The organism is Gemmatimonadaceae bacterium (genome assembly GCA_020846935.1).
Classification (GTDB): Bacteria; Gemmatimonadota; Gemmatimonadetes; order Gemmatimonadales; family Gemmatimonadaceae; genus RBC101.
Genome location: JADLCY010000011.1, coordinates 258,620 through 283,284, shown reverse-complemented (window position 1 = coordinate 283,284; position 24,665 = coordinate 258,620). Strand labels below are relative to the sequence as shown.

Annotated in this window: 24 protein-coding genes; 12 read left to right on the top strand and 12 right to left on the bottom strand. The window is 68.5% G+C overall.

Features of this window, described 5'->3' with window-relative positions; translation table 11 throughout:
- Positions 1-117: 117 nt before the first annotated feature.
- Positions 118-1,125: a deoxyhypusine synthase family protein gene (locus IT361_13765; protein ID MCC6318743.1), complete on the top strand. Its 1,008-nt coding sequence runs from the start codon at positions 118-120 to the stop codon at positions 1,123-1,125.
- A gap of 192 nt (positions 1,126-1,317) precedes the next feature.
- On the top strand, positions 1,318-2,280 hold the full coding sequence (locus tag IT361_13760; protein ID MCC6318742.1) for a polyhydroxybutyrate depolymerase: 963 nt from the start codon (positions 1,318-1,320) through the stop codon (positions 2,278-2,280).
- Positions 2,281-2,286: 6 nt separating this feature from the next.
- Here IT361_13760 and IT361_13755 read toward each other — a convergent pair whose 3' ends face one another.
- Positions 2,287-2,970, bottom strand: coding sequence for a hypothetical protein (locus IT361_13755; protein ID MCC6318741.1), 684 nt, complete (start codon positions 2,968-2,970; stop codon positions 2,287-2,289).
- A gap of 94 nt (positions 2,971-3,064) precedes the next feature.
- Here IT361_13755 and mprF point away from each other — a divergent pair, with 94 nt between their 5' ends.
- Entirely contained in the window at positions 3,065-5,689 is a 2,625-nt protein-coding gene (mprF, locus tag IT361_13750; protein MCC6318740.1) for a bifunctional lysylphosphatidylglycerol flippase/synthetase MprF, read from the top strand.
- Between the two features lie 50 nt (positions 5,690-5,739).
- Here mprF and IT361_13745 read toward each other — a convergent pair whose 3' ends face one another.
- A complete protein-coding gene (locus tag IT361_13745) occupies positions 5,740-6,102 on the bottom strand; it encodes a hypothetical protein (protein ID MCC6318739.1) in 363 nt (120 codons plus the stop codon).
- 185 nt (positions 6,103-6,287) lie between these two features.
- Here IT361_13745 and IT361_13740 point away from each other — a divergent pair, with 185 nt between their 5' ends.
- Complete coding sequence (locus tag IT361_13740) at positions 6,288-7,832, top strand: trypsin-like peptidase domain-containing protein (protein ID MCC6318738.1); 1,545 nt, start codon at positions 6,288-6,290, stop codon at positions 7,830-7,832.
- Between the two features lie 168 nt (positions 7,833-8,000).
- On the opposite strand, the gene IT361_13735 is transcribed toward IT361_13740, so the two are convergent.
- Together IT361_13735 and IT361_13730 are read right to left on the bottom strand one after the other, a co-directional pair.
- The gene (locus IT361_13735; protein MCC6318737.1) at positions 8,001-8,582 is read right to left on the bottom strand and encodes a hypothetical protein; all 582 of its coding nucleotides are present in this window, start codon (positions 8,580-8,582) and stop codon (positions 8,001-8,003) included.
- Between the two features lie 138 nt (positions 8,583-8,720).
- Positions 8,721-8,942: a hypothetical protein gene (locus tag IT361_13730; protein MCC6318736.1), complete on the bottom strand. Its 222-nt coding sequence runs from the start codon at positions 8,940-8,942 to the stop codon at positions 8,721-8,723.
- Between the two features lie 121 nt (positions 8,943-9,063).
- On the opposite strand from IT361_13730, the gene IT361_13725 reads away from it, so the two are divergent.
- The 4 genes from IT361_13725 (at position 9,064) to IT361_13710 (ending at position 13,617) form a co-directional block, all read left to right on the top strand.
- Positions 9,064-9,753: a response regulator transcription factor gene (locus IT361_13725; protein ID MCC6318735.1), complete on the top strand. Its 690-nt coding sequence runs from the start codon at positions 9,064-9,066 to the stop codon at positions 9,751-9,753.
- Positions 9,753-11,213, top strand: coding sequence for a HAMP domain-containing protein (locus IT361_13720; GenBank protein MCC6318734.1), 1,461 nt, complete (start codon positions 9,753-9,755; stop codon positions 11,211-11,213). The genes IT361_13725 and IT361_13720 overlap by 1 nt, the downstream gene beginning before the upstream one ends.
- A gap of 116 nt (positions 11,214-11,329) precedes the next feature.
- On the top strand, positions 11,330-12,856 hold the full coding sequence (locus IT361_13715) for an FAD-dependent oxidoreductase (GenBank protein ID MCC6318733.1): 1,527 nt from the start codon (positions 11,330-11,332) through the stop codon (positions 12,854-12,856).
- Between the two features lie 248 nt (positions 12,857-13,104).
- Positions 13,105-13,617, top strand: coding sequence for a DinB family protein (locus IT361_13710; GenBank protein MCC6318732.1), 513 nt, complete (start codon positions 13,105-13,107; stop codon positions 13,615-13,617).
- Between the two features lie 15 nt (positions 13,618-13,632).
- Here IT361_13710 and IT361_13705 read toward each other — a convergent pair whose 3' ends face one another.
- Together IT361_13705 and IT361_13700 are read right to left on the bottom strand one after the other, a co-directional pair.
- On the bottom strand, positions 13,633-14,211 hold the full coding sequence (locus IT361_13705) for a hypothetical protein (protein MCC6318731.1): 579 nt from the start codon (positions 14,209-14,211) through the stop codon (positions 13,633-13,635).
- A 142-nt stretch (positions 14,212-14,353) separates the two neighbouring features.
- A complete protein-coding gene (locus tag IT361_13700; GenBank protein MCC6318730.1) occupies positions 14,354-14,629 on the bottom strand; it encodes a hypothetical protein in 276 nt (91 codons plus the stop codon).
- 341 nt (positions 14,630-14,970) lie between these two features.
- Between IT361_13700 and IT361_13695 the strand changes: the two genes are divergently transcribed.
- The gene (locus IT361_13695; GenBank protein ID MCC6318729.1) at positions 14,971-16,209 is read left to right on the top strand and encodes a serine hydrolase; all 1,239 of its coding nucleotides are present in this window, start codon (positions 14,971-14,973) and stop codon (positions 16,207-16,209) included.
- Here the strand turns inward: IT361_13695 and IT361_13690 are convergent.
- A complete protein-coding gene (locus IT361_13690) occupies positions 16,181-16,354 on the bottom strand; it encodes a hypothetical protein (protein MCC6318728.1) in 174 nt (57 codons plus the stop codon). The two genes, IT361_13695 and IT361_13690, sit on opposite strands and share 29 nt — an antisense overlap.
- A 58-nt stretch (positions 16,355-16,412) precedes the next feature.
- The gene (locus IT361_13685; GenBank protein ID MCC6318727.1) at positions 16,413-16,844 is read right to left on the bottom strand and encodes a hypothetical protein; all 432 of its coding nucleotides are present in this window, start codon (positions 16,842-16,844) and stop codon (positions 16,413-16,415) included.
- Positions 16,845-17,190: 346 nt separating this feature from the next.
- Here IT361_13685 and IT361_13680 point away from each other — a divergent pair, with 346 nt between their 5' ends.
- The 3 genes from IT361_13680 to IT361_13670 are packed head-to-tail and all read left to right on the top strand — an operon-like array spanning position 17,191 to position 19,383.
- Entirely contained in the window at positions 17,191-17,622 is a 432-nt protein-coding gene (locus IT361_13680) for a c-type cytochrome (GenBank protein MCC6318726.1), read from the top strand.
- Between the two features lie 7 nt (positions 17,623-17,629).
- A complete protein-coding gene (locus tag IT361_13675) occupies positions 17,630-19,000 on the top strand; it encodes an FAD-binding oxidoreductase (protein ID MCC6318725.1) in 1,371 nt (456 codons plus the stop codon).
- Positions 18,997-19,383 (top strand): hypothetical protein, encoded by a 387-nt coding sequence (locus IT361_13670; GenBank protein MCC6318724.1) that lies wholly within the window; start codon positions 18,997-18,999, stop codon positions 19,381-19,383. Before IT361_13675 ends, IT361_13670 begins: the two co-directional genes overlap by 4 nt.
- A gap of 13 nt (positions 19,384-19,396) precedes the next feature.
- Here IT361_13670 and IT361_13665 read toward each other — a convergent pair whose 3' ends face one another.
- From IT361_13665 to IT361_13650, 4 genes are all read right to left on the bottom strand, one after another.
- On the bottom strand, positions 19,397-20,395 hold the full coding sequence (locus IT361_13665) for a hypothetical protein (GenBank protein MCC6318723.1): 999 nt from the start codon (positions 20,393-20,395) through the stop codon (positions 19,397-19,399).
- 197 nt (positions 20,396-20,592) lie between these two features.
- On the bottom strand, positions 20,593-22,203 hold the full coding sequence (locus tag IT361_13660) for an amidohydrolase (protein ID MCC6318722.1): 1,611 nt from the start codon (positions 22,201-22,203) through the stop codon (positions 20,593-20,595).
- Between the two features lie 157 nt (positions 22,204-22,360).
- Entirely contained in the window at positions 22,361-22,789 is a 429-nt protein-coding gene (locus IT361_13655; protein ID MCC6318721.1) for a CBS domain-containing protein, read from the bottom strand.
- A gap of 136 nt (positions 22,790-22,925) precedes the next feature.
- On the bottom strand, positions 22,926-24,539 hold the full coding sequence (locus IT361_13650) for an amidohydrolase (protein ID MCC6318720.1): 1,614 nt from the start codon (positions 24,537-24,539) through the stop codon (positions 22,926-22,928).
- Positions 24,540-24,665: the final 126 nt, after the last annotated feature.

Here is a 24,665-nt window from a genome sequence, read left to right as displayed (position 1 = left end):
GCGAGCCACCAGACGTTCCGATGGCGGGCGCGCATCCCGCGCGACCGTAGGACGTCCCTCGGGGTCTCGCGCGCGCGTCGATCCCGATGCGACGCCCCGCGCGCGAGGTGCAGTCGAATGCCCGCCCCGCACACCTCGGTGACGACATCCGTCGCTGGACCGGTCTCGCGTTTCGCCCGCGACCACTTCCGCCACTTCAACGCCGCCGCCCTCGTCGACGCCGCCGACGGGTACCGCGCTCACCTGGCCAACGGCGGCTCCATGCTGGTCACGCTCGCGGGTGCCATGAGCACCGCAGAGCTGGGCCGCTCGCTCGCCGAGATGATCCGCCAGGGCAAGGTGCACGCGATCTCGTGTACCGGGGCCAACCTCGAGGAAGACGTCTTCAACCTGGTGGCGCACGAGCACTACGAGCGCGTGCCCAACTACCGCGACCTGACGCCGGCCGACGAACAGGCGCTCCTCGAGCGCCACATGAATCGCGTTACCGACACGTGCATCCCCGAGATGGAAGCCATGCGGCGCATCGAATCGGCGGTGCTCGCCGAGTGGCAGGCCGCCGACGCGCGCGGCGAGCGCCGCTTTCCGCACGAGTTCCTCTATCGTGTATTGCTGAGCGACGCCCTCCGCAACGCGTACCAGATCGACCCAAAGGACTCGTGGCTGCTCGCCGCCGCGGAGCGTAACCTTCCGATGTTCGTGCCGGGCTGGGAGGACTCGACGCTTGGCAACATGTACACCGGGCACTGCATCAGCGGCGACGTGGCGCACGTACACACGGTGCGCACGGGCATCGAATACATGATCGCGCTCGCCGATTGGTACACGCGCACCGCCGAGGCGTCGTCGATCGGGTTCTTCCAGATCGGGGGCGGCATCGCCGGTGACTTCCCGATCTGCGTCGTCCCGATGCTCCACCAGGACCTGCAGCGTCCCGAGGTGCCGCTCTGGGGGTACTTCGCTCAGATCTCCGACTCGACGACGAGCTACGGTTCGTATTCGGGCGCTGTGCCCAACGAGAAGATCACGTGGGGAAAGCTTGGCGTGGACACGCCGAAGTACATCATCGAAAGCGATGCGTCGATCGTGGCGCCGCTGGTCTTTGCGCTGGTGCTCGGATGGTGAGGGGAACGCGCCATACGGCGGCCAGGTGCCTTGCTCGCGAGTGAGAGCGGGAGTGGAGCCGTCACCGCTGGCCCTGGATAGCGGGCCGCCGGTACGTTCGAGGCCCCACGCACGCACTGCCCAAGGCGTTCCGCAGTTCCTGAATCCGTCTGTCACGTTAACGCGCCGGGTCGTGGTCGCGTCTACGGCTGCATGAGACCCACGACCCTTCTTGTCCTGGCCGTCCTGGCCTCCACCCTGGCCGCGCCGGAGCAGGCGGAGTCACAGGGTCGGCTACGGCGTCCGCGGGGAGCCGCAGGCGACGAAGGCCTGCGCACCCTGCAGGTTCGCGGGACGGAACGCAGTTACGTGGTGCGGGCGCCCCGGAGCGCGACGAGCGACGCGACGCCGCGTGCGATGGTCATCGTGCTGCATGGTGGCGGGGGCAACGCCGCAAATGCCGAGGCGATGAGCGGGTTCACGAGGCTGGTCGATCGCGAGGGGATCATCGTCGTGTATCCCAACGGCAGCGGCCGGCCCGGTGGGCGCCTGCTGACGTGGAATGCCGCGCACTGCTGCGGCTTTGCGATGGAGAACCGAGTCGATGACGTCGGCTTCATCGACACCATGATCGACGCGATCGGTCGCGAGTTCAACGTCGATCCGCGGCGCATATACGTCACCGGGATGTCGAACGGGGGCATGATGGCGCATCGACTGGGCCGGGAACTCCGCCATCGACCGGCCGCGATCGCGCCGGTCGTCGGAGCGGTGTTTGGCGACGAGGCGATGCCGTCGAGCCCCGTCTCCGCCGTGATATTCAATGGACTGAAAGACACGTCGGTGCCAGCAGCCGGTGGTTTGGGAGACGGGATCGGCCGGCGCGCGTGGGACGGCGTGCCGCCCAGGCCAAACGCCGAGCAGGGCGCGTACTGGGCCCGCGCCGCCGCGTGCGGCGCGACGCCGGCGACACGCGATGCGAACGGTGTCATCCATTGGACGTGGCCGTGCGGAAACGGCGTTGCCGTGGAACTCTACCAGGTGAAGGAAGGCGGTCACGCGTGGCCGGGCGGCCGTGCCGGGAGGCGCCGTGGTGACGACCCGGGCAGCACGCTCGACGCGACGGACGTGATGTGGGCGTTCTTCAAGGCCCACCCGCGCACCACCGACGACTGATCGAACCTACCCGGGATGCAGGCCTCGCTCGAGCAACGCGGCAATGGCGTCAAAGCCGCCCGTCAGCCGATGACCACCGTCGCGCGCGTACGGCGTGATCACGGTTGTGTCGGCACCTCGACACCCCGAGTGGTCTTCCTCCGTTCCATAGATGCAGATGGCCCGCAGGCCCCGCAGCCGGCCCAGCTCGGGCGCCACGGGAACATCGGTGTCGCGTGACACGTCGCGGATCAGGTCGATGAGGTGGAACTGGAAGTTGGCGTGCGTTGACAGCGACACGAGTGCCACGAGGTTGATGCGGCTTCGCCGGGCATCGTCCCACCGGGCCACGACAAACGGCGCAATGTCGGCGCCGCGGGAGTAGCCAAGCACCATCAGGCGGTCGCGCTGCCATCGCGCGGCGTAGGCGTCGGCGAGGCATCCCACATCGTGCGCCGCTTCGTCAGGCGAACGGCGCGTGCGAAGGTAGGCACGCATGTCGAGCCCGACGACCGCCGCGCCCCGCGCACGCAGCCCCTTGGCCACTTCTTCGTCGGCGTGCGCCCAGCCGCCGTCGCCCGTGAGCAGGACGACGAGCGTGGCATTGGTATCGGCCATGGCGGGCCGCTCGATGAGTGGCAGGCGCACGGTCGCGCTGCTGTCGCAGGCGCTCACCGCCGCGAGAAGGAGTACCGATGAGATGAGCAACATGGACGCACGCTACGCCTGCCTACCTTGCAGGAGGATCAACGGCAACGACGCGCGTTCATCCTGCGGCAAGCTGAGGGAGGTGAGTTTGAGCGCCATGTCCGCCGTGACCCTCCCGAACGCCGAGCCGCCTGCAGGGCCGGCCGGTGTTCCACGCTGGTGGCGTGGGGCGCGCCCCTGGCTCACGCCTGTGTTCGGCCTCGCGGCGCTGGCGGTGATGCTCTTACTCCTCGCCCGGGAGCTGTCGCATGTTCGCTACCACGAGATCGTCGCCGCGGCCCGCGCCGTGCCCTGGCAGGCGCTCCTGCTGTCCGTCGCGGCGACCATTGCCTCGTACGCCGTGCTCCCGGGCTACGATGCGATCGCGCTGCGCTGGGTCGGGCGCCGGCTCCGCTATCGCCAGATCGCCTTCGCATCGATCATCACGTACGGCGTGAGCCAGACGCTCGGCTTTGCGGCGTTCACCGGAAGCTCCCTGCGGCTGCGGCTCTGGAGCGCGTGGGGGCTGGATACATGGGAGATCGCGCGCGCCGCGGCATTTTCCGGTGCCACGTTCACGCTCGGGATCCTCACGCTCACCGGCCTCGTGGGCGTCGTCGAACCGCTGGTCGCGCTGCAACGACTGCACCTGCCGGTCATGGCTGTGCGCTTGCTGTCGGCGCTTTGTCTCTGCGGGAGCAGTGCGTGGGTGGCGATCAGCGTGGCTCGTGTCCGCTCCCTGCGACTGGGTGGTCATGAGCTGCGCGTCCCGGCCCCGTCGCTGGTCGCGCGGCAGTATGCGGTCGCGGCTGCCGACTGGTGCCTCGCCGCCCTGTCGCTCTGGGTGCTGCTCCCGGCAGGCCACGGCGTCGGCGCCCTCGCCTTCTTTGGCGCCTTCCTCCTCTCGCAGGGCATCGGGCTGCTCAGCCACGTGCCTGGCGGCATCGGCGTCTTCGAGACGCTCATGGTGCTGCAGTTCGGCGACACGGTGCGCGCCGATCGGTTGCTGGGTGCGATCCTGGCCTGGCGGGCTGTCTACTACCTGCTGCCCTTCACGGGGGCCATCGCCCTGCTGGTGACGCACGAAGCGCGATGGCAACGGGCGCGTCTCGCGCGTGCGGCGAGCATGGTGTCAGCGGGCTTCGAGCGCTGGGCCGAGCCGCTGCTGCCGACCGCGATCGGCGCGATGACGATGATCGGCGGCGCCATGCTGCTCTTGTCCGGCGCGACGCCGAGTCTCCACGGGCGCATGCGCATGCTCGTGGATGTCATGCCGCTGGGTGTGGTGGAGCTGTCACATTTCGCCGCGAGCGTCGCGGGCACCGGGCTCGTCGTGCTGGGCTGGGCGCTGACGCGGCGGCTCGACGCCGCGGCCCAGCTGACGCGCGTGCTGCTCGGCGTCGGGATCGCTGCGTCGCTGCTCAAGGGACTGGACTACGAAGAAGCGACAGCGCTGTCGGTCGTGTTCGTCGTGCTGACGGCGAGCCGTCGCGCGTTCTACCGACGCGCCTCGCTTCTCGCCGAGCCGCTCAGCCCGGGTTGGGTCGCCGCGGTGCTCGCCGTGGTCGGGGTCAGCGTGTGGACCGGACTCTTTGCGTTCCGTCACGTCGAGTACTCCACGGATCTCTGGTGGCACTTTGCGGAACGTGCTGACGCGCCGCGGTTCCTTCGGGCGTCCGCGGGCGCCGCCATCGCGCTGGGTGTGGTGGGTGCGGTGCGCCTGTTGCGCCACGCCGCCCCGGTACTCGCCCTGCCGACGACGAGCGAACTCGAGGAAGTCGCCGCGCTCGTTCCCAGGCTCCCGGAGACCGCGGCTGCGCTGGCGCTCCTTGGCGACAAGCACCTGATGTTTGCTGAGCAGCGCGACGGGTTCCTGATGTACGGCGTGAGCGGAGGCAGCTGGGTGGCGCTCGGCGACCCGATGGGGAGCGATCACAGCCGTCGCGAATTGGCCTGGCGCTTTCGCGAGGCGGCGGACCAGCACGGGGCCGCGCCGGTGTTCTATGAAGTCAGCAATCGCCACCTGCCGCTCTACATCGACCTCGGGCTCACGCTCTTCAAGCTTGGTGAAGAGGGCAGGGTACCCCTGGAGTCGTTTGCGGTGGATGGTGGAGGACGTCGCGGCTTGCGTCGCACCATTCGCGACGTTGAGCGTGCGGGGGGCGCCTTCGAGCTGATCGAGAGCACCCAGGTACCCACGGGTCTGCCGGAACTCGAGCGCGTGTCGAACGCGTGGCTGGGTGCGAAGGCCACGCGGGAGAAGGGGTTCTCGCTGGGGCGGTGGGACCCCACGTACATCGAGCGCTTTCCCTGCGCGGTGATTCGCATCGACCGGCGCATCGTGGCGTTCGCGAACGTATGGACCGGGAACGGCAGCGAGCTATCGGTGGACCTGATGCGTCACCTGCCGGACGCGCCGCCCGGTGCCATGGAGTACCTGTTCATCCAGCTCATGTTGCTGGGCCGCGCGCGCGGGTTTCGCTGGATGAATCTTGGCATGGCGCCACTCTCGGGGATGGAGGCGCACGCCCTGGCGCCGCGGTGGCACCGCGTGGCACGGCTCCTGTACAGCCATGCGGAGCACTTCTACAACTTTCGCGGGCTCCGTGCGTGGAAGGAGAAGTTCGATCCGGAGTGGGAGCCCCGCTATCTCGCATCGCCGGCGGGCCTCGCGCTGCCGCGCGTCCTGGCCAACGTCGCCTCGCTGATCTCGGGAGGGATCGCCGGGCTCGTGCTTCGTTAGGCAGGCACGGGAGTGTGGCCGGGTCGCGCCGACCCGACCACGACCCCGAGTCACCGATCGAGCGGGAAGGGCTCGAATACATCCCGGGCCGGCACGATGACGCCGATGCGGTCGCCGGTGTTCACCTCGAGCAGTCCACTGTCCTGGTCGTCGCCATTGGCGGGGTGCACAAAGATGTGCAGCGGGGTCTCGTAACTCACGAGCCACCGCGGAATCACGAGCGTCGACGTGGCCATCGGGCCCACCTTGCCCAGTTGAATCTCCCGACCGCCCGTTTCCAGGTAGACGGTGACGGGGACCGTGCGATCGTTCTGCAGCAGAACACTGGTGGTGTCGCGCGCGGCGTGCGCCGGCTCGGCAGCCACGAGGGTCGCCGCACCGATAGTGAGCGCGAGGAGTGAGAAGCGGCGCATGATGCCTCCTGGTTTGGAGCGCCGAGCCTCCATGGCTCGAGGCGCCACGTGCAGGATGTCGGGGAGAACCTTGCCGGTCGATGAACGCGTCGTTCACCGGACTGTAAGGGAGCGGGATGCACGTTGCGTGCGGAACGGCGACCATCAAGCGCCCTCCACCGTACCCAACCGAACGGAGCCGTCGCATGTCATACACACTCTCCCTCTCGCGGACACTCGCCGCCACCGGAGCGCTGGTGGTTGCGGGCGTTGCCGGCGTCACCCTTGCCCCTCGCGGCACCCTGCTCGCTCACGCGGCACCACCTCCAGCGAGCGAACCACCGGTGGCGAGCGTCGCGCTGCTGAACGACGCGACGGTGGCCGCCGCGGCCACGGTCAAGCCGGCCGTCGTCTATATCACCGCGGACGTCACGGCCGACGCCGCCGACGATACGCCCGCACCCAATGGCTTCCCGCCGGAGTTTCGCCGGTTCTTCGGCATGCCTGACGAGTCGTCGCCATCGCCGTCGCCTCGACGGGCGATGTCCTCCGGATCGGGGTTCATCGTCTCGAAGGACGGCACCATCCTCACCAACGCCCATGTCGTGGATCACGCGTCCCGCGTGCGGGTGCGGTTGCTCGACCGGCGTGAGTTTGACGCAACGGTCGTCGGCGTTGACCAGCCCACCGACGTTGCCGTCCTGCGCATCAAGGCCAACGACCTCGTGCCGGCTGAACTCGGGTCGAGCGACTCGGCGCGCGTCGGCGAATTCGTCCTCGCGGTCGGGAACCCGCTTGGCGAGGAGCTCACTTTCACGGTGACCGAGGGCATCGTCAGCGCCAAGGGGCGCACGCTGCGGCTGCCGAGCAGCAATTCACGGTCGATCCAGGATTTCATACAGACCGACGCAGCGATCAATCCCGGGAACTCCGGTGGCCCGCTGGTCGACCTGCACGGGCGCGTGATCGGCATCAACAGCGCGATCGCGAGCGGCACGGGCTACTACAGCGGCTACGGGTTCGCGGTCCCCATCGACCTGGCGCGCGTGGTGTTGCGTCAATTGATCGACCACGGCGCCGTGGAACGCGTGGCCCTGGGCGTTCAGGTGCGCCAGGCTGACGCCAATGACGCCGCGTGGGCCGGGATGTCGCGCGCACAGGGCGTGGTGGTGGCCACGATGCCCCCCGAATCGAGCGCGGCCGCTCGTGCCGGACTGCGCGCCGGGGATCTCATCGTCGCGGTCGATGGCACGCCCGTTGAATACGTCGCACAGCTGCAGGAGCGCATCGCCTTCCGCCACCCGGGCGACATGGTGTCGCTCGACGTGCGCCGCAAGAACGGCGACCGCGCCACGATCCGCGTGGCGCTGGCCCGTATGGAGCGCGAGGTCGCGGCAGGCGAGACGTCCGCCCGATCGGACTCCGCCGACGCCACGGGCGTGCGCCTCGGGATCTCCGTCGCGCCGAGCGATGACGCGTCCGTGGCGGGCGACATTCGGCTCCCCGAGCGCATGAACGGCCTCGTGATCACCGCCGTCGAACCCGGTGCCGACAGTGAATCGCACCTGGCGCCGCCCTCGGATCGCGGTGTGGACGTGCTGCTCTCCATCGACGGCATCGCCACGCACACGCGAGATGACGTGCGCCGGGCGCTGAGCGGAAAGTCTGCGGGCGTCGTGGTCAGCCTGGACGTGTACAACACGGGCGCGCGTCAGCGCCGCGTTGAGCGTGTGAAGCTGATCGGCGGATGATGCCGCTGCACGAATGCGCCCCGGCTCGTTCGCGGGCCGGGGCGTTTGTGCGCAGGACTTCGTGAACGTCCCGCGAGACAAGTCGCTCTGCGACATCACCGCCGCCCTGCGCCCGATGTGAGAACGCGGCACGTTCATGGGCCACCTGTGCCGGGTGCAGTCGTACACCTACTGCAGGAACGCCACAATTTGCCGGATCACCCGAGCGTCGGAGCCATCCGCGAGCACCTGGACCAGCCCGCGATCGAGCGACGCGCAGTAGCCCCGCGGATCCGAAAGGCAGAGCATGGGGACGCCGCGCAGGCGCTCCAACTCGGGTCGCACGGGGAGGTCGGTGGGCCGGACACCGGACCCCCATCCGCGATGGCCCCGGAAGGCGGCACGGGGCGGAGGATCGACCAGGACCAGGGCATCGATCCGGCTGCGCACGTCGCCACGCAGGCGATTGGCGACAAACGGCGCGGTGCCGGCACCTCGCGCGAGACCGATGAGGATGAGGCGTTGGCGGTCCCACGTCCGGAGGTAGGTGCGCACGAGCGCATCGACGCCCCCGCCGACGCCAACCGGCGTCGAGCCGTCACGCCATGGCGCCACGGCAACGCTCGGTGTGCCGTCCCGGGCCAGAGCGGCGGCGAGCGCCCGCAGTTCATCGGTCGTCCCCTCGTCGCCGGTGAAGATCACGGCGAGCCGTACGCCCGCGATGCGGGTCGGGAACTCGGTGACGCGCGCTGCGGGTGGGCGGCGGCGCACGCCCCACCAGGATGCGACCCCGAGCAATGCCGCGGCGGTCACCCAACCAACGGACCGCACAGTGAACGGGGCGCGCATCGTGGCGGCCGAACCGTGCGGCGCCGGTGACATCCCCCGATGCACCGACGCCGCAAGCGGTCAGGACCTGGGCTTGCGTGCCTTGTGACGCGGCGACTTCTTCGCCGAGTCGGTGGGGTGCGTGGCCTTGGCGGCCGTCTTGTGCGCCGTATCGGCGACCGTGGCCGTCGTCGTGTGCGCCGGTGCCGGCTTCGCAGTGGTCGGCGACTTGCCCTGCGCTGCCGCGAGGGCGCCCCAGAGCAGTACCGGGCCCGCAAGGAAGATGGTGCGTCGTGCTCGCATGGGTATCTCCAGCTATGTTGTCCGTGAAGGCGCCACGGTGCGGGGGTGGTGCGGCCAAAGCCCGCATCCCGAACCCGCGCGCATGGTACGCGCCGACGGCTTAACGGAGGATTACAGCGCGATGCGCCTGCTGCTGGTGGAAGACGATGCCCGCCTGGCCGACCTGCTCGTGCGCTCGCTGCGTGAAGGTGGCTACGCCGTCGACCACGCCACCGATGGCGACGCCGCCGTGGTGCAGGCTGCCGTGAATCCGTATGACGTGATCGTGCTCGACATTCAGCTGCCAAAGCGCAACGGCCTCGAGGTCTGCGCCGAGATCCGCAAGCGCGGGAGCCGCGTGCCGATCCTCATGCTCACGGCGCGTGATGCCGTCCGCGATCGGGTGGCCGGTCTCGACGCGGGGGCAGACGACTATCTCACGAAGCCGTTCGACCTCGCGGAACTCGAAGCGCGCGTGCGCGCGCTGCTGCGTCGCATGCCGGAACTCTCACCCTCGCGTCTCACCGTCGGTGACCTCACGGTCGACGTCGCGGCGCAGCGGGCCGAACGTGGGGGGCGCACACTGGCACTCACGACCAAGGAGTACGTGCTCCTCGAGTACCTCGCACGCCACGCCGGACGCGTCATCGGACGGGCGGAACTGGTCGAACACGTCTGGGACGAAAACCACGATCCGTTCACCAACGCGATCGAGGTCTATATCAATCGCGTGCGCAAGAAGGTCGATCAGGGTCGCGCGCCGCTGATCCACACGCGGCGAGGCGCGGGCTACATGCTCGCAGAGGCGGACAACGCAGAGCCGTCGCGGTGATGTTCGGTCGGAGCCTGCGCGCCCGGCTCGCCTGGTGGTACGCGGTGGTGTTCGCGGCCTTCCTGAGCGCGGTCGGCGGAGCCGGGTACGTCTTTCTCGCCTACAGCAGCCTGGAGCGCGTGGACGAGTTCCTTGCCGAGTCCGGCGAGACGCTCGCGTCGGCGATCGAGTTCGAACGTCACCTCGGTGCGGCCGACAGTGTGGCGATCGCTGCCGTGCTCGACGTGCTCCAGCTCCCCGGGGTGTCCGTACGACTGCACGACCGCGCCCGCGGTCCGGTCGCGCCGCCGCGCGACGCCTTGCCCGGACCGCGCGACGGGGCATCGAGCCCGCGCCTCGCGATCGACAACGTGCTGGACGACCTGCTCGAGTCCGCACCCGCGATGCCCACACTCGTCACTCGCGTCATCGACGAACGACCGGTGCGCGTCCTCCTGCTGCCATACGACATCGGGAATCGCGCACTCGTCGTTGGTGTTGCCCAGGTGATGACGGCGCGCACCCGCATGTTGCGCGACGCTCGTTGGGCACTCGGCATCGGATTGCCCGTGGTGCTCCTGCTCGCCAGCGCTGGTGGCTGGTGGCTCGCGGGGCGCGGCTTTGCCCCGGTGGACGTGATGTCGCGTCGTGCACGCGAGATCGGCGCAACCAACCTCCACGAGCGCATCCCCGTCGTCAATCCGGCCGACGAGATCGGACGGCTCGCCACCACGTTCAACGAGTTGCTGGAGCGCCTCGAACGATCGTTCGAGGCCCAGGCCCGCTTTGCCGCCGATGCGTCGCACGAGCTGCGCACGCCGCTCGCGATCATCAATGGCGAAGCCGACCTTGCCCTCGCGCGGGACGATCGCACGCGCGACGACTACGTGACGGCGTTGCGCACGATCAGGCAGTCGGCGCATCGCCTGCGCGCGATCGTTGGTGACCTGTTCCTCCTCGCGCGTGCCGATGCCGGCGAGCCGATTCTGAACCGGACGCCGCTCCACCTCAGGGATCTCGCGGAAGACAGCGCCCACGACCTCCGATCGTTGGCCGCGGCCCGTCAGGCATCCATCGAGGTGCGCGGCGTCGACGAAGGTCTGGTGCTGGGAGACGAGACGCTGCTGCGACGCGCCATCGACAATCTCGTGGTGAACGCCATCAAGTACGGGCGACCTGGCGGCGTCGTCGTCATCGACGTCAGCGACGATGGCCCGCGCTGGCGGCTCGACGTGCGCGACGATGGCGCCGGCATCCCCGCGGAGGTGCAGGCGCGATTGTTCGAACGATTCTTTCGCGCTGACGCCGTGCGCGCATCGTCAGGCACGGACGGAGCCGGGCTCGGACTGGCCATTTGCCGACGCGTGGCGCGTGAGCATGGCGGTGACGTCGTGCTCGCAGCGAGCACGACATCGGGCAGCACGTTCCGTCTCACGATTCCCAGGGCACCGGCCAGTACCCTGGTGACCTCGGGGAACTGAATCCGCGCGCTCGACTAGGTGTGGGTGTCGGGTGCTCTCGCGCAAACGGGAACGAGGCGCGGCCGCCTCCCGGTGCGCGCGGACGCGCCGCACCCGCCGTTCAATCGAGACGTCTGATGGCCGATCACGCTGCTCCCGCTCCCGACACCCCGGATCTCGCCGCGGGTGTCCCTGCGCACTCGATTGTCGAGGGCGCCCTGCTCGCCGGTCGTGTGGGTGATGACGCCGTTGTCATCACCCGCGTCGAAGGCCGATGTCATGCCATCGGCGCCACCTGCACGCACTACGGCGGCCCGCTCGCCGAAGGTCTGGTCGTGGGTCACACCGTGCGCTGCCCTTGGCATCACGCGGCCTTCGACCTCCGTACCGGCAAGTCGGATCGTCCGCCCGCGCTGGCACCGGTGGCATGCTATGCGGTGGAGGAGCAGGGAGGCACTGTGCGCGTGACCGGTCGTGCCGCGGCAGCACCGTCGCGGCGCCTGACGAGTGCGCCGTCCTCCGTCGTCATCATCGGCGCTGGTGCCGCGGGCACTGCCGCTGCGGAAGCGCTGCGCGACGAGGGTTACGAAGGACCGGTGACCCTGTTCGACAGCGATCCGGCCGCTGCGGTCGATCGGCCGAATCTGTCCAAGGACTACCTCGCCGGCAGTGCGCCCGAGGAGTGGGTCACGCTGCGCTCGGCCGAACAGCTGCAGGCGCGAGGCATTGAGCTGCGGCGCGAGCGGGTGCGGGCCATCACCCCGGCCGAGCGAACCCTCACGGTCGACGGGGGCAGTACGCTCGCGTACGATGCCCTGTTGCTCGCGACGGGAGCGACCGCCGTGAGGCTCGACATCCCCGTCGCAGCGGAGTTGCCGCTGCTCACGCTCCGGTCGCTGGCCGACAGTCGAGCGATTATTCGCGCGGCCGAGCAGGCGGCGCCGCGGCGCGCCGTCGTGATCGGCGCGAGCTTCATCGGACTCGAAGTGGCCGCCTCGCTCGTCGCGCGTGGCCTCGAGGTGCACGTCGTGGCCCCCGATGCGCGACCGCTGGAGCGCGTGCTTGGCCCCGAGGTTGGCGACTGGATTCGCAGTGTGCACGAGTCGCGAGGCGTCACGTTCCATCTCGGACGCAAGCCCGTGTCGACGCGTCCCGATGGGGTGATGCTGGACGACGGAACGCTGCTCGGCGCCGGCCTCGTGGTCGCCGGCGTCGGCGTGCGGCCGAATCTGGAACTCGCGCAGGCCGCAGGGCTCGCGGTCGATCGCGGCGTGCTGGTCGATGCACAGCTGCGTTCGAGTGACCCCGCCATCTGGGCGGCGGGCGACATCGCGCGCTGGCCGGATCCCCATACCGGTGAGCGTCTTCGCGTGGAGCACTGGGCGCTCGCCCAGCGCCAGGGGGTGGCGGCGGCGCGCAACATGCTCGGCGCCAACGTGGCGTTCGACGCGGTGCCGTTCTTCTGGAGCGCACACTACGACGCCACGATCAACTACGTCGGTCACGCGGCGCAGTGGGACCGCATCGAGATCGACGGCAGCCTGGCCGCCCGCGATGCCACGGTACGCTACCTCGCAAGAGGCAAGACAGTCGCCGTGGCCACGATCAACCGCGACGGTGTGTCTTTGGACGCCGAACTCGCGATGGAGCGGGCGATAACCTGACGGGCCCGCACATCGAGAGCGGCGCGCGTCACGAGTGCCCCGGCGAGCGCGCTCCAGTTGGGCTGCGCGACCCGCGACGCTTCTCCGCTTCAGTCACCCGGTCGACGGTGCAACCCTGGGGTCTCACCGCGCCGCCTCGCCGCGCGCGGATTGAGCCCGAGGTCGCCAGATTTCACGGACGGTACGGAACGCCGAACGCCCCCGTACCGTCGACCTCGTTCGCCCATCCTCTCTTGCGAGCCGCCGCCATGCACGCGCCATCCCCGTCCGAATACACGCCCTACTTCCAGCGCTACGTCACGCTCGTCCCTGACGGCCAGCTCATGCCGACGTTGCGTTCACAGGTCGCCGAGTTCGAGGCGCTGTTCGCAACCGTGACCGAGGCCCAGGGAATGGCGAGCTACGCCCCTGGGAAGTGGAGCCTCAAGGAGGTCATCGGGCACGTGGCCGACACCGAGCGCGTGTTCGGGTTCCGGGCGCTCCACATCGCGCGCGGCGACGCGAACCCCCTGCCGTCCTTTGACCAGGATCAGTGGACGCCCCACGGACAGTTCAATGCGCACTCGGTCGCCTCGGTGCTGGGGCAGTGGCGCACTGCGCGGCTGGCCAACATCACCGCGATCGAGGCGATGCCTGACGAGGCGATCAACCGCAGCGGAATCGTGTCCGGCAACCCGGTCACCGTGCGCGCGCTCGTGCACATCCTGGCCGGTCACGTCGCCTTCCACATCACGCATGTGAGGGAGAACTACCTGACCTGATGCGCGCGCAGCCGGTCAGCGCTGCGATGAGAGGTCGAGGCCGCCGCCGCCCGCGGGCCGGCAGGTCACGGTGGGATTCCAGTCCGAGAACAGGCCGGACGCGTTAGGCGTCCAGATCCAGACGTGCAGGTACCACAGGTTGAGACCTTCGCTCGGGATCAGGTCGCGACCCATGACCCGTGGCGGCGCGGAGTCCCTGGGCCAGACACTGAACGGCACGATGTACTCCACGCCGTTGAGGACGTAGCGGCCGTCAGGGTGGTACGAGTAGAGCAGGATCTCGGGCTTCTCGATCTCCACGGACGCGTCCATCCGCGCGCGATTGGTGTGGTGATGTCCCATGCCGCCGGCTTCCTGATTCGCCAGGCAACTGGCGACCACACGGGGAAAGCCATCGGCGATCGCGGCGTCGATGTTCTGGTAGGCTGCCGTGGCGCGCCGCACGAGCGTCACCGCGCGCTCGACCTCGGCGCCGTATGCCGCAGGGTCGGCCAGTGACACGCGCGCACCCTGCGCGGGCAATGCAACCGGTCCCAGGGCCAGGGCGGCGCATGTGAGGATCGAGCGGCGGGCACCGGGAATCGAGGTGGGCATGGCGCGGGTGGGTGACGGGAGGGCGGAGCGCGAGTGTCTCGCGCCGCAACTCTCACGCGTCGCGGGCGCGCGACCGAGTCCGCAGATGGCAGACGGCGATCCCGCGGGGGCGAACGGCCATCGGCTCGTCCCAACCTTCGCGTCAGCGCGCGCGAAGGATCTCCGCCGGAGCGCTCCTCGCCGCCTGTCGCGCCGGAACGAGAGCGGCCGCGAAGGTCACCGCGATCACCAGGACCTCGGCCACCACCAGCGCGCGCGCGTCGGTGTAGAACACGTCGTACAGCATCGCGTCGAGCACGCGCGCCAGCCACATCGCCAGAAAGGCGCCCACCGCCGTCCCCGCAAGCGCCATCGTCGCCCCGTCACGCAACGTCATGCGCGCGACCTGCGCTTCGGACGAGCCGAACGCGATGCGCACGGCAAAGCAGCGGGACCCGCGGATGCAGGACCGAGTCGACGAGCCCGAACATCGTGGTCGTCACGCCGAGGGCGACGCCGAGCGACAGGACGACAAGCGCCACGAAGCCGGGACTGCGCCGGAGTGATCGAACGGCAAGGAGGGCGTCGCGGCCCACGGTACGCGTGGGGCAAGGACGAGCGGTCAGGCCGACGCGGAACATGAGGTGCGCTTGTGGCCTCACCCGGACCTTCCGGCATCCCCATTTCCGGCGAGCACAACGAACCATGAGTCGCCAGTCGCAGCGGTCCTCTGGTCACCATGCGCCCACGCGCGCCGGTCGCGCCGAGTAAACTTCGAGCATGCTGGCATCGCGCCTCTCTCTCTCCCTCGCGCTCCTCGCTGCTGCCGGGCGCACGCTCCTCTCGCAACCGACCATCCGGGACCTGCGCGACCGTCCCCTGGCCACCTGGAACCAGGCCGAACGCGAGTTCGGGTTCCCGCGCTGGAGCGCGATCTACGAGCATCGCATCGTCAGGCGCGGCGTCCGCGTACATCCTTTGCCCGTCGGCGCACCGCTGGCCGCGCTCGCCCCCTCGACCGAAAGTGGGCAGGCCCTGGATCGCTACATCGCCGAGCAGAAGGTGGCCGGCGTCGTCGTGCTGGTCGACGGGGAGCGCCGGCTCGAGCGCTACGCGCTCGGCCAGTCCGCCTCGAAGAAATGGACGTCGTTTTCGGTGGCGAAGTCGATCACGGGGACACTCGTGGGCGCGGCGATACGCGACGGCTACATCGCCAGCGTCGAGGACCCCGTCACGCGATACATCCCCGGCCTCAAGGGCAGCGTTTACGACAGTGTGAACGTGCGGCAGCTCCTCACCATGACGTCCGGGGTGCGCTGGAACGAGGACTACACCGATACGCTGAGTGACGTCTATCGCTTCCACCTGCACCGGCCACCGCGGGGGGAGAACGCGACGGTAAGCTTCATGCGGACGCTCACGCGCGATACGACGCCCGGAACCCGCTGGGTCTACAAGACCGGCGAGACGAATCTCATCGGCGTGCTCGTGTCGTCGGCCACAGGCCAGCCGCTGTCCCGCTACCTGTCACGAAAGATCTGGGGTCGCTACGGGATGGAGCAGGACGCGACGTGGCAGCTCGACCGCGGAGGCCACGAACACGGCGGATGCTGCTTCCAGGCGACGCTGCGCGACTTTGCCCGCTTCGGGCAGTTTGTCCTGGATGGCGGTCGCATCAACGGTCGACCCGTGCTTGCCGACGGATGGCTCGAGGAGGCCACGAAATCCCAGGTGGACCTGGGCGACGGCCGTGGGTACGGCTACCAGTGGTGGACATCGGCGGACGGCACCTTCGGCGCGCGAGGCATCCACGGGCAGTTGATCCACATCGACCCGGCGCGACGCCTGGTGGTCGCGATGATCAGTGCATGGCCCGTGGCGACCGGCCGCGAACCGTCTGCCGCGCGCGCGGCGTTCATCGAGATGCTGGCGGCCGCGGTCGACGCCGACTCCGTGTCGGCGGTCCGACGTCGCGCGGAAGCCGCGAAACTCAGAACTCGCGGCGCTTCATCTCCCTGAAGATCTCTTTCGCCTCTTCGACGTTTTCCTCGGCATCCTTTTGCGTGGCCGCCAGCGTGGGATCGTTCCAGCGCGCGGGCCTGGACGCCGGCTTGGCCTTCTTCTCCATCTGCTTGATCAGCTTCTGCAGCTGTTTCTCGTTCATGTCGGCACGAGGTTGATGGCCCGGAAACCCATGCACGGAACCTAACCGCGCGCTCGCCTCACTTCAGGGTCTTCTTCGTCGTGACCGCGATCACTGGCCGGCCCAGCGTGCCGCTCCAGCGGCTTTCGGCCTCGACGATCGAGAAGTAGCGGATCTCCTGGACCAGTGTCACCTCGATGCCGCGCAGTTCGGTCAGCTCGCCCAGCAGCTGTCCGTTGAGGCGCACGAGTGGCGCGCTGGAGTTGGTGCGAAGGCTCGATCGCTCGACGTTGCGCAGGAAGTTCGGTCGCAGGCGTCGGATCAGGTCGTAGGCGTTGGTGACGCCGGTCTGCTGGGAGATTTCGCTTTCGGGGATCACGTCGGCAGTGCGACCCCTGGTGGTCGCCGCCGCGGTCGCGCTCGCCCCGGACAGCGGCGCCGACTCGACCGTGGTGCGCGACGACGAGCATGCGAACACGGGCACCACGACGAACATCAGGGTACGGCGCATCGGAGGATCTCCGGGTGGGAATTCGGGTGCCGCAGGCCTTCACGTTCGGTCGGTCCTGTCAGCCCCGCAAGGGATGTCCCCCCGGGAGCAGCACCCAAACGCTCCGCTGATGAACGCTTCCGTCGCAGGCCGGTGGCCACCGCATGTGGCGATGGCTGCTCACCCAGGTGTGACGTGCCTTGCCGTGGCGTAGCTCATGGGCGCGACCCGCTGCCTGGCTGCCGTCGAAGGCGTCGGGATCAGGCCGCCAGGCGCGGGGGAGCGGATGGCACTGGTGGGGCGGCGCGCCGGCGCGAACATTACCAGCGCTCGTCGACGCTTCCTCGCCTTCACGCCAGACCACCACATGCATTCGAGACTGCGTACCCTGGTCGCCGCCGCAGCCGGCCTGTTGATGACCCCCTCCGCGTTCGCCCAGGGCGACTCCACCCTGGCCCCGGCCGGACGATCGGCGATGTCCGGCGTCATGAACGCGGAGCAGGTGGCCCGAGGGCGCGCCACTCATCGGACCAGCTGTGGCAGCTGTCACGGCGCGGAGGCCTACACGGGTGAGTCGTTCGAGCAGGCATGGAAAGGGCGCACCGTCTTTGACCTGTACGAGCTGATCAAGACCACGATGCCCGAGGACAACCCGGGCCAGCTGCCCGTCAAGGACTACGTCGACATCGTCGCGTACATCCTCAACCTGAACGGGTACCCGCAGGGTGACGCCGAGCTCTCCGTCGATGAGGCCGAGCTCAAGCTGATCCGCATCGACTCGATTCCTCCTCGTCCCTGATCCTCCGGTGAGCATCGACCGCCGCGACTTCATCAAGCAGGCGGGAGCCCAGACCGGTCTCCTGCTCACCGGCACGGGATCGCTGGGTGCGACGATCGTTCCGTCGTCCGGCGTGGCGCCGGCGCTCCAGAAGGGATTGCCGGATGTCGTGGTGATCGGCGCGGGCGCTATCGGCGGCTGGACCGCGCTGCACCTGAACGCGATGGGAGCGAAGGTGCTCCTCGTCGATGCGTACGGCCCTGGCAATTCCCGTTCGACGTCCGGCGACGTCACCCGCGGCGTGCGCACGTCCTACGGCGACCGGCCGAACGGCGAGCAATGGATGCTGTGGGCCAACACCGCGATTACGCGCTGGCGCGAGTGGGACGAGATCTTCTGGAAGGAATTGGGCGCGCGGGTCTACTTCACCACGGGTGACCTCATCACGCGCGCGCAGTGGGAGCCGTTCCTCACGCAGACGCGCGAGTGGTGGGTGAAGAACGGCATCGGCCACGAGACCCTCACCGTCGACGAGGCCCGGTATCGCTGGCCGGTGTTCGACCTGCAGGGGATCAACGCGATCATCTACGAGCCACAGGCCGGGGTCGTGCGGGCGCGACGCTCGTGCGAACTCGTCGCCTCCTGGTTTCAGAAGCACGGAGGCACGCTCCGCATCGACCGCATCAGCACGTTGATGCGCGGCACGGGCCAGATCGACCAGCTGCTCACCTCGGATGGCTCGTCGATCCGCGGTGGACAATACGTCTTTGCCTGCGGGCCGTGGCTCCCCAAGGTGTTCGCCAACCTGCTGGGGCCCCGCATGCGATCCCCGATGGGCAACGTGTTCTACATGGCGACGCCGATCGGCGACAAGCGATTCCAGGCGCCCGACATGCCGAGCCACAACTTTCCCGGCATCACCGGGTGGGCGGCGCTCGCCGTGGACAACCACGGGTTCCGTACGCGTATCGGTGGCGGTCAGGCGGGCGATCCGGATACGAGCGAGCGCATGGTGGGCGCGCCTAACGTCGCCCGCCTACGCACCTTCCTGGCCGAACGCTTTCCGCTGCTCAAGGACATGCCGATCAACGAGCAGCGCGCCTGTCACTACGAGACGACAGTCTCCCGCAACTTCATCATCGACAAGCACCCCGATTTTTCGAACGTGTGGATCGCTGGCGGCGGCAACGCCGAGGCGTTCAAGCAGGGCCCGGTGTTTGGCGAATACACCGCGCGTCGGGTGCTCGGCAAGCCGACCGATCCCGCATTGACCGAAGCCTTCCGCGTGCCGACGACCACGTACGAAGAAGAGGCCGCGAAGGCGGAGGCAGCGGCGCAGCAGGGCGCGCGCCGCCCGCCCGGGAGCAACAACTACCAGGAGGAGAACTTCGACGCATGAGGTCCTCGCTCATGGCGGCGCTCGTCCTGGTCGGCGCGGTGCAGGGACGCTGGCAGCAGGTCGGCCTCACGAGCACGGGCAATCCCGTGTTCATCGAGGCGCGCACCGTGAAGACGGCAAAGGATGGCATCATCACGGCCACGGTGCGGGTCGTTTACGCCAAGCCAGTGGCGATCCCGGGGAAGGGCGACGTGACGGCCTCAAAGGCCATCGCGATGTTCAACTGCAGCGCCGCGTCGTTTGCCGTGAAGGAGAGCTGGATCTACCACGACGAAAAGGCGAACAGGATCTATACGCACAAGGTGAACCAGATCCCGGGCTACGGCCCGACGCTCGCGGGCAGCTTTGGCGACGTGGCGTTCAAGCACTTCTGCAAGAAGTAGCTGCGCATACCGGCTACCAGTTCCCCTCCAGGCGCACCTCGCAGAACTCCGAGGGCCGGCGGTGGTCGTCCGGATCGATGACGGCATAGACCATGTCGCGTTGCGCGGGTACGGCGACGATTCCCTCAACCTTGTCGGTGAGCCGTTGGCCATCACGGTCGCACAGCAGGGCATGCCGTAGGTGGCCGTCGGCGGGGATTACCCCGACTACCGATCCCGCGACCTCACCATCGCCGACGGCGTCCGCCGAGGTTTCGGCGGCTGCGCTGAACAGGGTGGCGGCGCCTCGCCGCGTCGCGTCGGTGAACCCCAGGCGCACGTCTCCGATCTCTCCAAGGTCAAACTGCACGATGCCGAAAGGCGGCGGTGGCGTGGCGCGGGAGTCGCGCAGCCAGGCCAGCAGTGCGCGGACATCGAGATCCGCCGTGGCGTCCACCGGCACACGACCGTCGCGAGCCGCGCCGTTGCCGCGCGCATAGAGGCGCACCACGTCATCGAGTGCCAGCGCGCCCTCGATGTTCATCTCGCTGCCGGAGAAGTCACGTTCGGCTTCGAGGCACAGGTACAGGGCCGTTGCGTCGACCACCGTCACGCGCGGCTCCGTGGCCCCCCAACGATCGACAACAAGCACGCGGCGCCGGGCCGGCAGGGACCCCGACCCGAACGCCAGCACGACCGGACCATCCGCGTCTCGCAACGTGCAACACGCCTCGAAGTCGAACTTGTCGCGCTTGTTCCCGCGTGCGTCGTCAAACACACGCACGCCGCCACGGCCAACCGGCAGGGTGACGCTCTCAACGACGCCAGAGACAGGATCGATGAGCGCGAGAAAGTTTGCATCGTCCTGGACCAGCGCGACGCGGTCGCCGATCCATGTCAGGCTCGACGCGGCCCGCACGTGCGGCGGTCGATCGAGCCGCGCGTCCGCCCCCTCGCGGTAGCGAAGGGGCGTCCTCGAAATGACCGTCGCCCGCAGCGAGGCATCGAGTCGGGAAAGGCGAAGCAGCGGCATGGAGGAACGCTACGCCTCCGCGCCGCCGGATGCACGCAGGCGCTCTGCGGCGGCGTCCCCCTCCATGTCGGTCGTCGTGCTCACGACCCGATCGAGCGCGGGCACCACCGCGGCACGGTAGACTCGCATCGCGGGATCCGACAACGACGAGGCGCGCGGCAGTGTGCGGCCGCGCGCCTCACCCTCCGCGTCGTCCTCTACTGCGCGATAGGCTTCACCGTCGGGTACTTGATGCCCAGCTGTTCCAGGTAGCTCTTGAACTTCGTGGCGTCGTAGTAGTACGGCTTCATCAGCGGGCGGTACTTCGCCATGATGTCCTCGTTCAGCCACGTCGGCGGTCCGTCGTTGGGCCCCAGGAACGACTTGTACTTCGTCGTCTTCGTCTGGACGTCGTTGAAGTAGGCCCACGCGTCGGCGACCAGCTTGGGCGTGAGCAGAATGTCGAGCAGCGTCATCGCCTGGACCTTGGCGCCGGCTACGCCCCCCTTGTGGGCGATAGGCGTGGCCATCGAGATGCCGTTCGCCCAGTTGTGCCCAGGCAGTCCCGGGATGTTCGACGGATACCGCAGCGTGACCGTCGGTACGTTCCACGACACGTCGCCGATGTCATCCGAACCGCCACCCATCGACCGCGCCGGATCCACCGGTCCGCCCAGGGAATCGATCGTCGTCTCAAGGCCGCGCTCGTTCACTTTCAGCTCGCGCTGGATGCCCTTGGCCAGGGCGATGTCGTTCTGGTCCCACGACGGGAGCCCGACTTTCTTGATGTTGTCGAACGTCGCCTGAGCGATCGCCTTGTTGAAGTGCCCGCTCCACGCCGAGCCGAGGATCATGACCGTGTCGAGCTGCGTGTCGGTCATCATCGCCGCGCCGCGCGCGATCCGCTTGGCGGCTTCGAAGTTGGCCTGCACGCGATCATAGTCGCGCTCGCGAATATAGAACCAGATACTCGCCGTCTGCGGCACCACGTTGGGCTGATCACCGCCGTCCTTGATCACGTAGTGCGAACGCTGTGCCGGTTCGAGGTGCTCGCGCTTGTACTCCCAGCCCTGGCCCATCAGCATCACGGCGTCCAGCGCCGACTTGCCGCGCCACGGCGCCCCGGCCGAATGCGCCGTCTGGCCCTTGAACTTGAAGAGCGCGGTGACGAGCGCGGTCGAGCCCGACTGACCCCACGACACCCCGAGGTTGTTGCCGACGTGCGTGAACAGGGCCACATCCACGTCCTTGAACACGCCCGCGCGCACCAGATGTGCCTTGCCGGCCACCTGCTCCTCCGCGACGCCCGGCCAGAGCTTGAGCGTGCCCGGAATCTTCTCGCGCTCCATGATCTCCTTCACCACGAGCGCGGCCGCGATGTTGACGGCCTGCCCGGAGTTGTGACCCTCGCCATGGCCAGGCGCGCCCGGAACGAGCGCCTCGAAGTATCCGTAGGCCGGCTTCTGGTTGGACTGCGGGATGCCGTCGATGTCCGATCCCAGGGCAATCACCGGCTTCCCGGAACCCCAGGTGGCAACGAACGCGGTGGGCATGCCCGCCACGCCCCGATCAACCTTGAAACCGTTCTGCTCCAGCAGCCCCGTCAGGTACTTGCTGGTCTCGAACTCCTGCATGCCGAGTTCGCCGAACGAAAAGACGTGATCGATGATCTCCTGCACGAGCTTCGCTCGCGCGTCGATCTTCTGGACGGCCTCGGCCTTGAGCCGGTCGAGTCGGGCCTGGGTGGTGGCGGTGCCCTGCGCGGTCAGCGACGGGGCAGCGAGGACGACGGCAAGCGCGAGCGCGGCGCGCCTGGGGGCACGGAGCATGGTCTCGATTGGGCTGGGGACCGCGAACGATGCGGTCGGTGCACGGCCTCGGCAAGCCGTGGCGCCCATAGCGTTGGTTCAATCAACGCCTGGACCGTGAGTCGCTGCCGGTCGGTGGACCGACCGAGCCTGAACGACCCAGCGAGGCGCCGTCAGCTCAGGCGCTGAGGCGCAGGTTCGGCGTACGCTCGATCATCGCGACCAGATCGCTGGCCGTGACGACACCTGCGACCCGCGTTCCATCGACCACCGTGAGGAACGTGACCCGGTGCTGCTGCATCAGCTCGGCGGCCTGCCACGCCGCCGCGTCTGCACTCACGCTCGGCACATCCGACACGATCGCGTTGGACACCGGCGTGACCGCGAGCGTGCGATCGCTCTCGGCGCGGGGGATGGTGGCATCGATGGCCGCCGGGGTTGCCGCGCGCAATGTGTCGTGCGTAATCACGCCCACCAGGGCGCCCTGCGCATCGACCACGGGCAAGTGAGCCACACTGGCCCACTCCATGATGGCGCGTGCGGCAGCCAGCTTCTTGTCGTTGCGGATGGTATGTCCTCTCCGCGTCATGGCGTCTCGGACCAGCATGTTCGGCTCCTCGGGTGCTGCAAGGAGCTTCGGCAGCAATCCGCGTCACTGAAGTGCTGGGACCGGAATCGCAAAACCTCCGTGCCGGCACGACGTCGGGCGAACCACTGCCGACGCCGCGCCGAAGCACCGGACCCTACTGCGTGACCGCCTTCACGGTCGGATACTTGATTCCCAACTGCTCGAGGTAGGTGGAGTACTTCGAGGGGTCGTAGTAGAACTTCCTCATCTCCGGCCGATAGCGCGCCATGATGTCGACGTTGAGCCAGATCGGTGGCCCGTCGTTGGGGCCGAGGAACGAGGTGTACTTCGTCGTCCTGGTCTGCACGTCCCGGAAGTAGGTCCAGGCGTCGGCCACGACTCGCGGGGTCAGCATCAGGTCGAGCAGCGTCAGCGCCTGCACCTTGGCCCCGGCCAGCGCTCCCTTGTGCGCGATCGGCGTGGCCCTCGCGATGGTGTTGGACCAGTTGTGTCCGGGAAGACCGGGAATATTGGACGGATAGTTGAGCGTCACCGTCGGCACGTTCCACGACACGTCGCCGATGTCGTCGGAGCCTCCAAACACGACGTCGGGAGGGGGCGGCGGCGACAGCGTGCGCACGGTGCTCTGGAGCCCGTTTTCCGGGAACCCAAGCTCCTTCTGCAGCGCTTTGGCCAGGGCCTGGTCGTTGGCGTCCCAGGACGGCATGCCCACACGCTTGATGTTCTCGTAGGTCGCTTCGGCAATGGGCTTGCTGAAGTGACCAGGCCAGGCCGAGCCGAGCATGATGACCGTGTCGAGCTGTGTGTCGGTCATCAGCGCGGCCCCGCGGGCGATGCGCTTGGCGGCCTCGAAGTTGGCCTGCACGCGCTCGTAGTCCCGCTCGCGAATGTAGAACCAGATGCTCGCGGTCTGCGGCACCACGTTGGGCTGGTCGCCGCCGTCCTTGATGACGTAGTGGGAGCGTTGCTGCGGTTCGAGATGTTCGCGCTTGAACTCCCAGCCCTGCGCCATGAGCATCACCGCGTCGAGCGCCGACTTGCCGCGCCAGGGTGCGCCCGCGGAGTGCGCGGTTTGCCCCTTGAACCGGAACTCGGCCGAGACCATCGCCTGCATCGGCGCGCGTCCCCAGGAGACGCCGAGGTCGTTGCCGACGTGCGTGAACAGGGCCACGTCCACGTCCTTGAACACGCCGGCGCGCACCAGGTGCGCCTTGCCGGCGAGCTGCTCCTCGGCGACGCCGGGCCACAACATGAGCGTGCCCGGGATCTTTTCGCGCTCCATGAGTTCCTTCACGGCGATCGCGGCCACGATGTTCACGGCCTGCCCGGAGTTGTGTCCCTCGCCATGGCCGGGGGCGCCGGTGATCATCGGTTCGCGATACCCGAAGGCGGGCTTCTGGCTCGCCTGCGGAATGCCGTCGATGTCCGAGCCGAGCGAGATCACCGGCTTGCCCGACCCCCAGGTGGCGGTGAACGCCGTGGGCATGCCGGCCACGCCGCGCTCGATGCGGAAACCGTTGCGTTCGAGCAGTCCGGTGAGGTACCGCGACGTCTCGACTTCCTGCATGCCCAGTTCGCCAAAGGAGAAGAGCATGTCGACAATTTCCTGCACCATCTTCGCGCGCTTTTCGACGCTGGCGAGGGCCTCGACCTTGAGCTTCGCGAGTCGCGGGTCGGGTGGGGGCGCCGCGGCCGGGCGGGCCTGGGCCTGGGCGAAAGCGGGGATCAGGGCCGCCGTGCACATCGCACGAACGATGCTGCGTCGCATCCGGGGTTCTCCGTTGACGAGGAACGGAGAATCAAAGGCCGGCCGGGCAAAGGGCAACCCACAGGCCATTTCGCCGACTCGTCCACATCGCGCGCTTTGACCGCTGGCTTGACGCAGCCAGCCCGG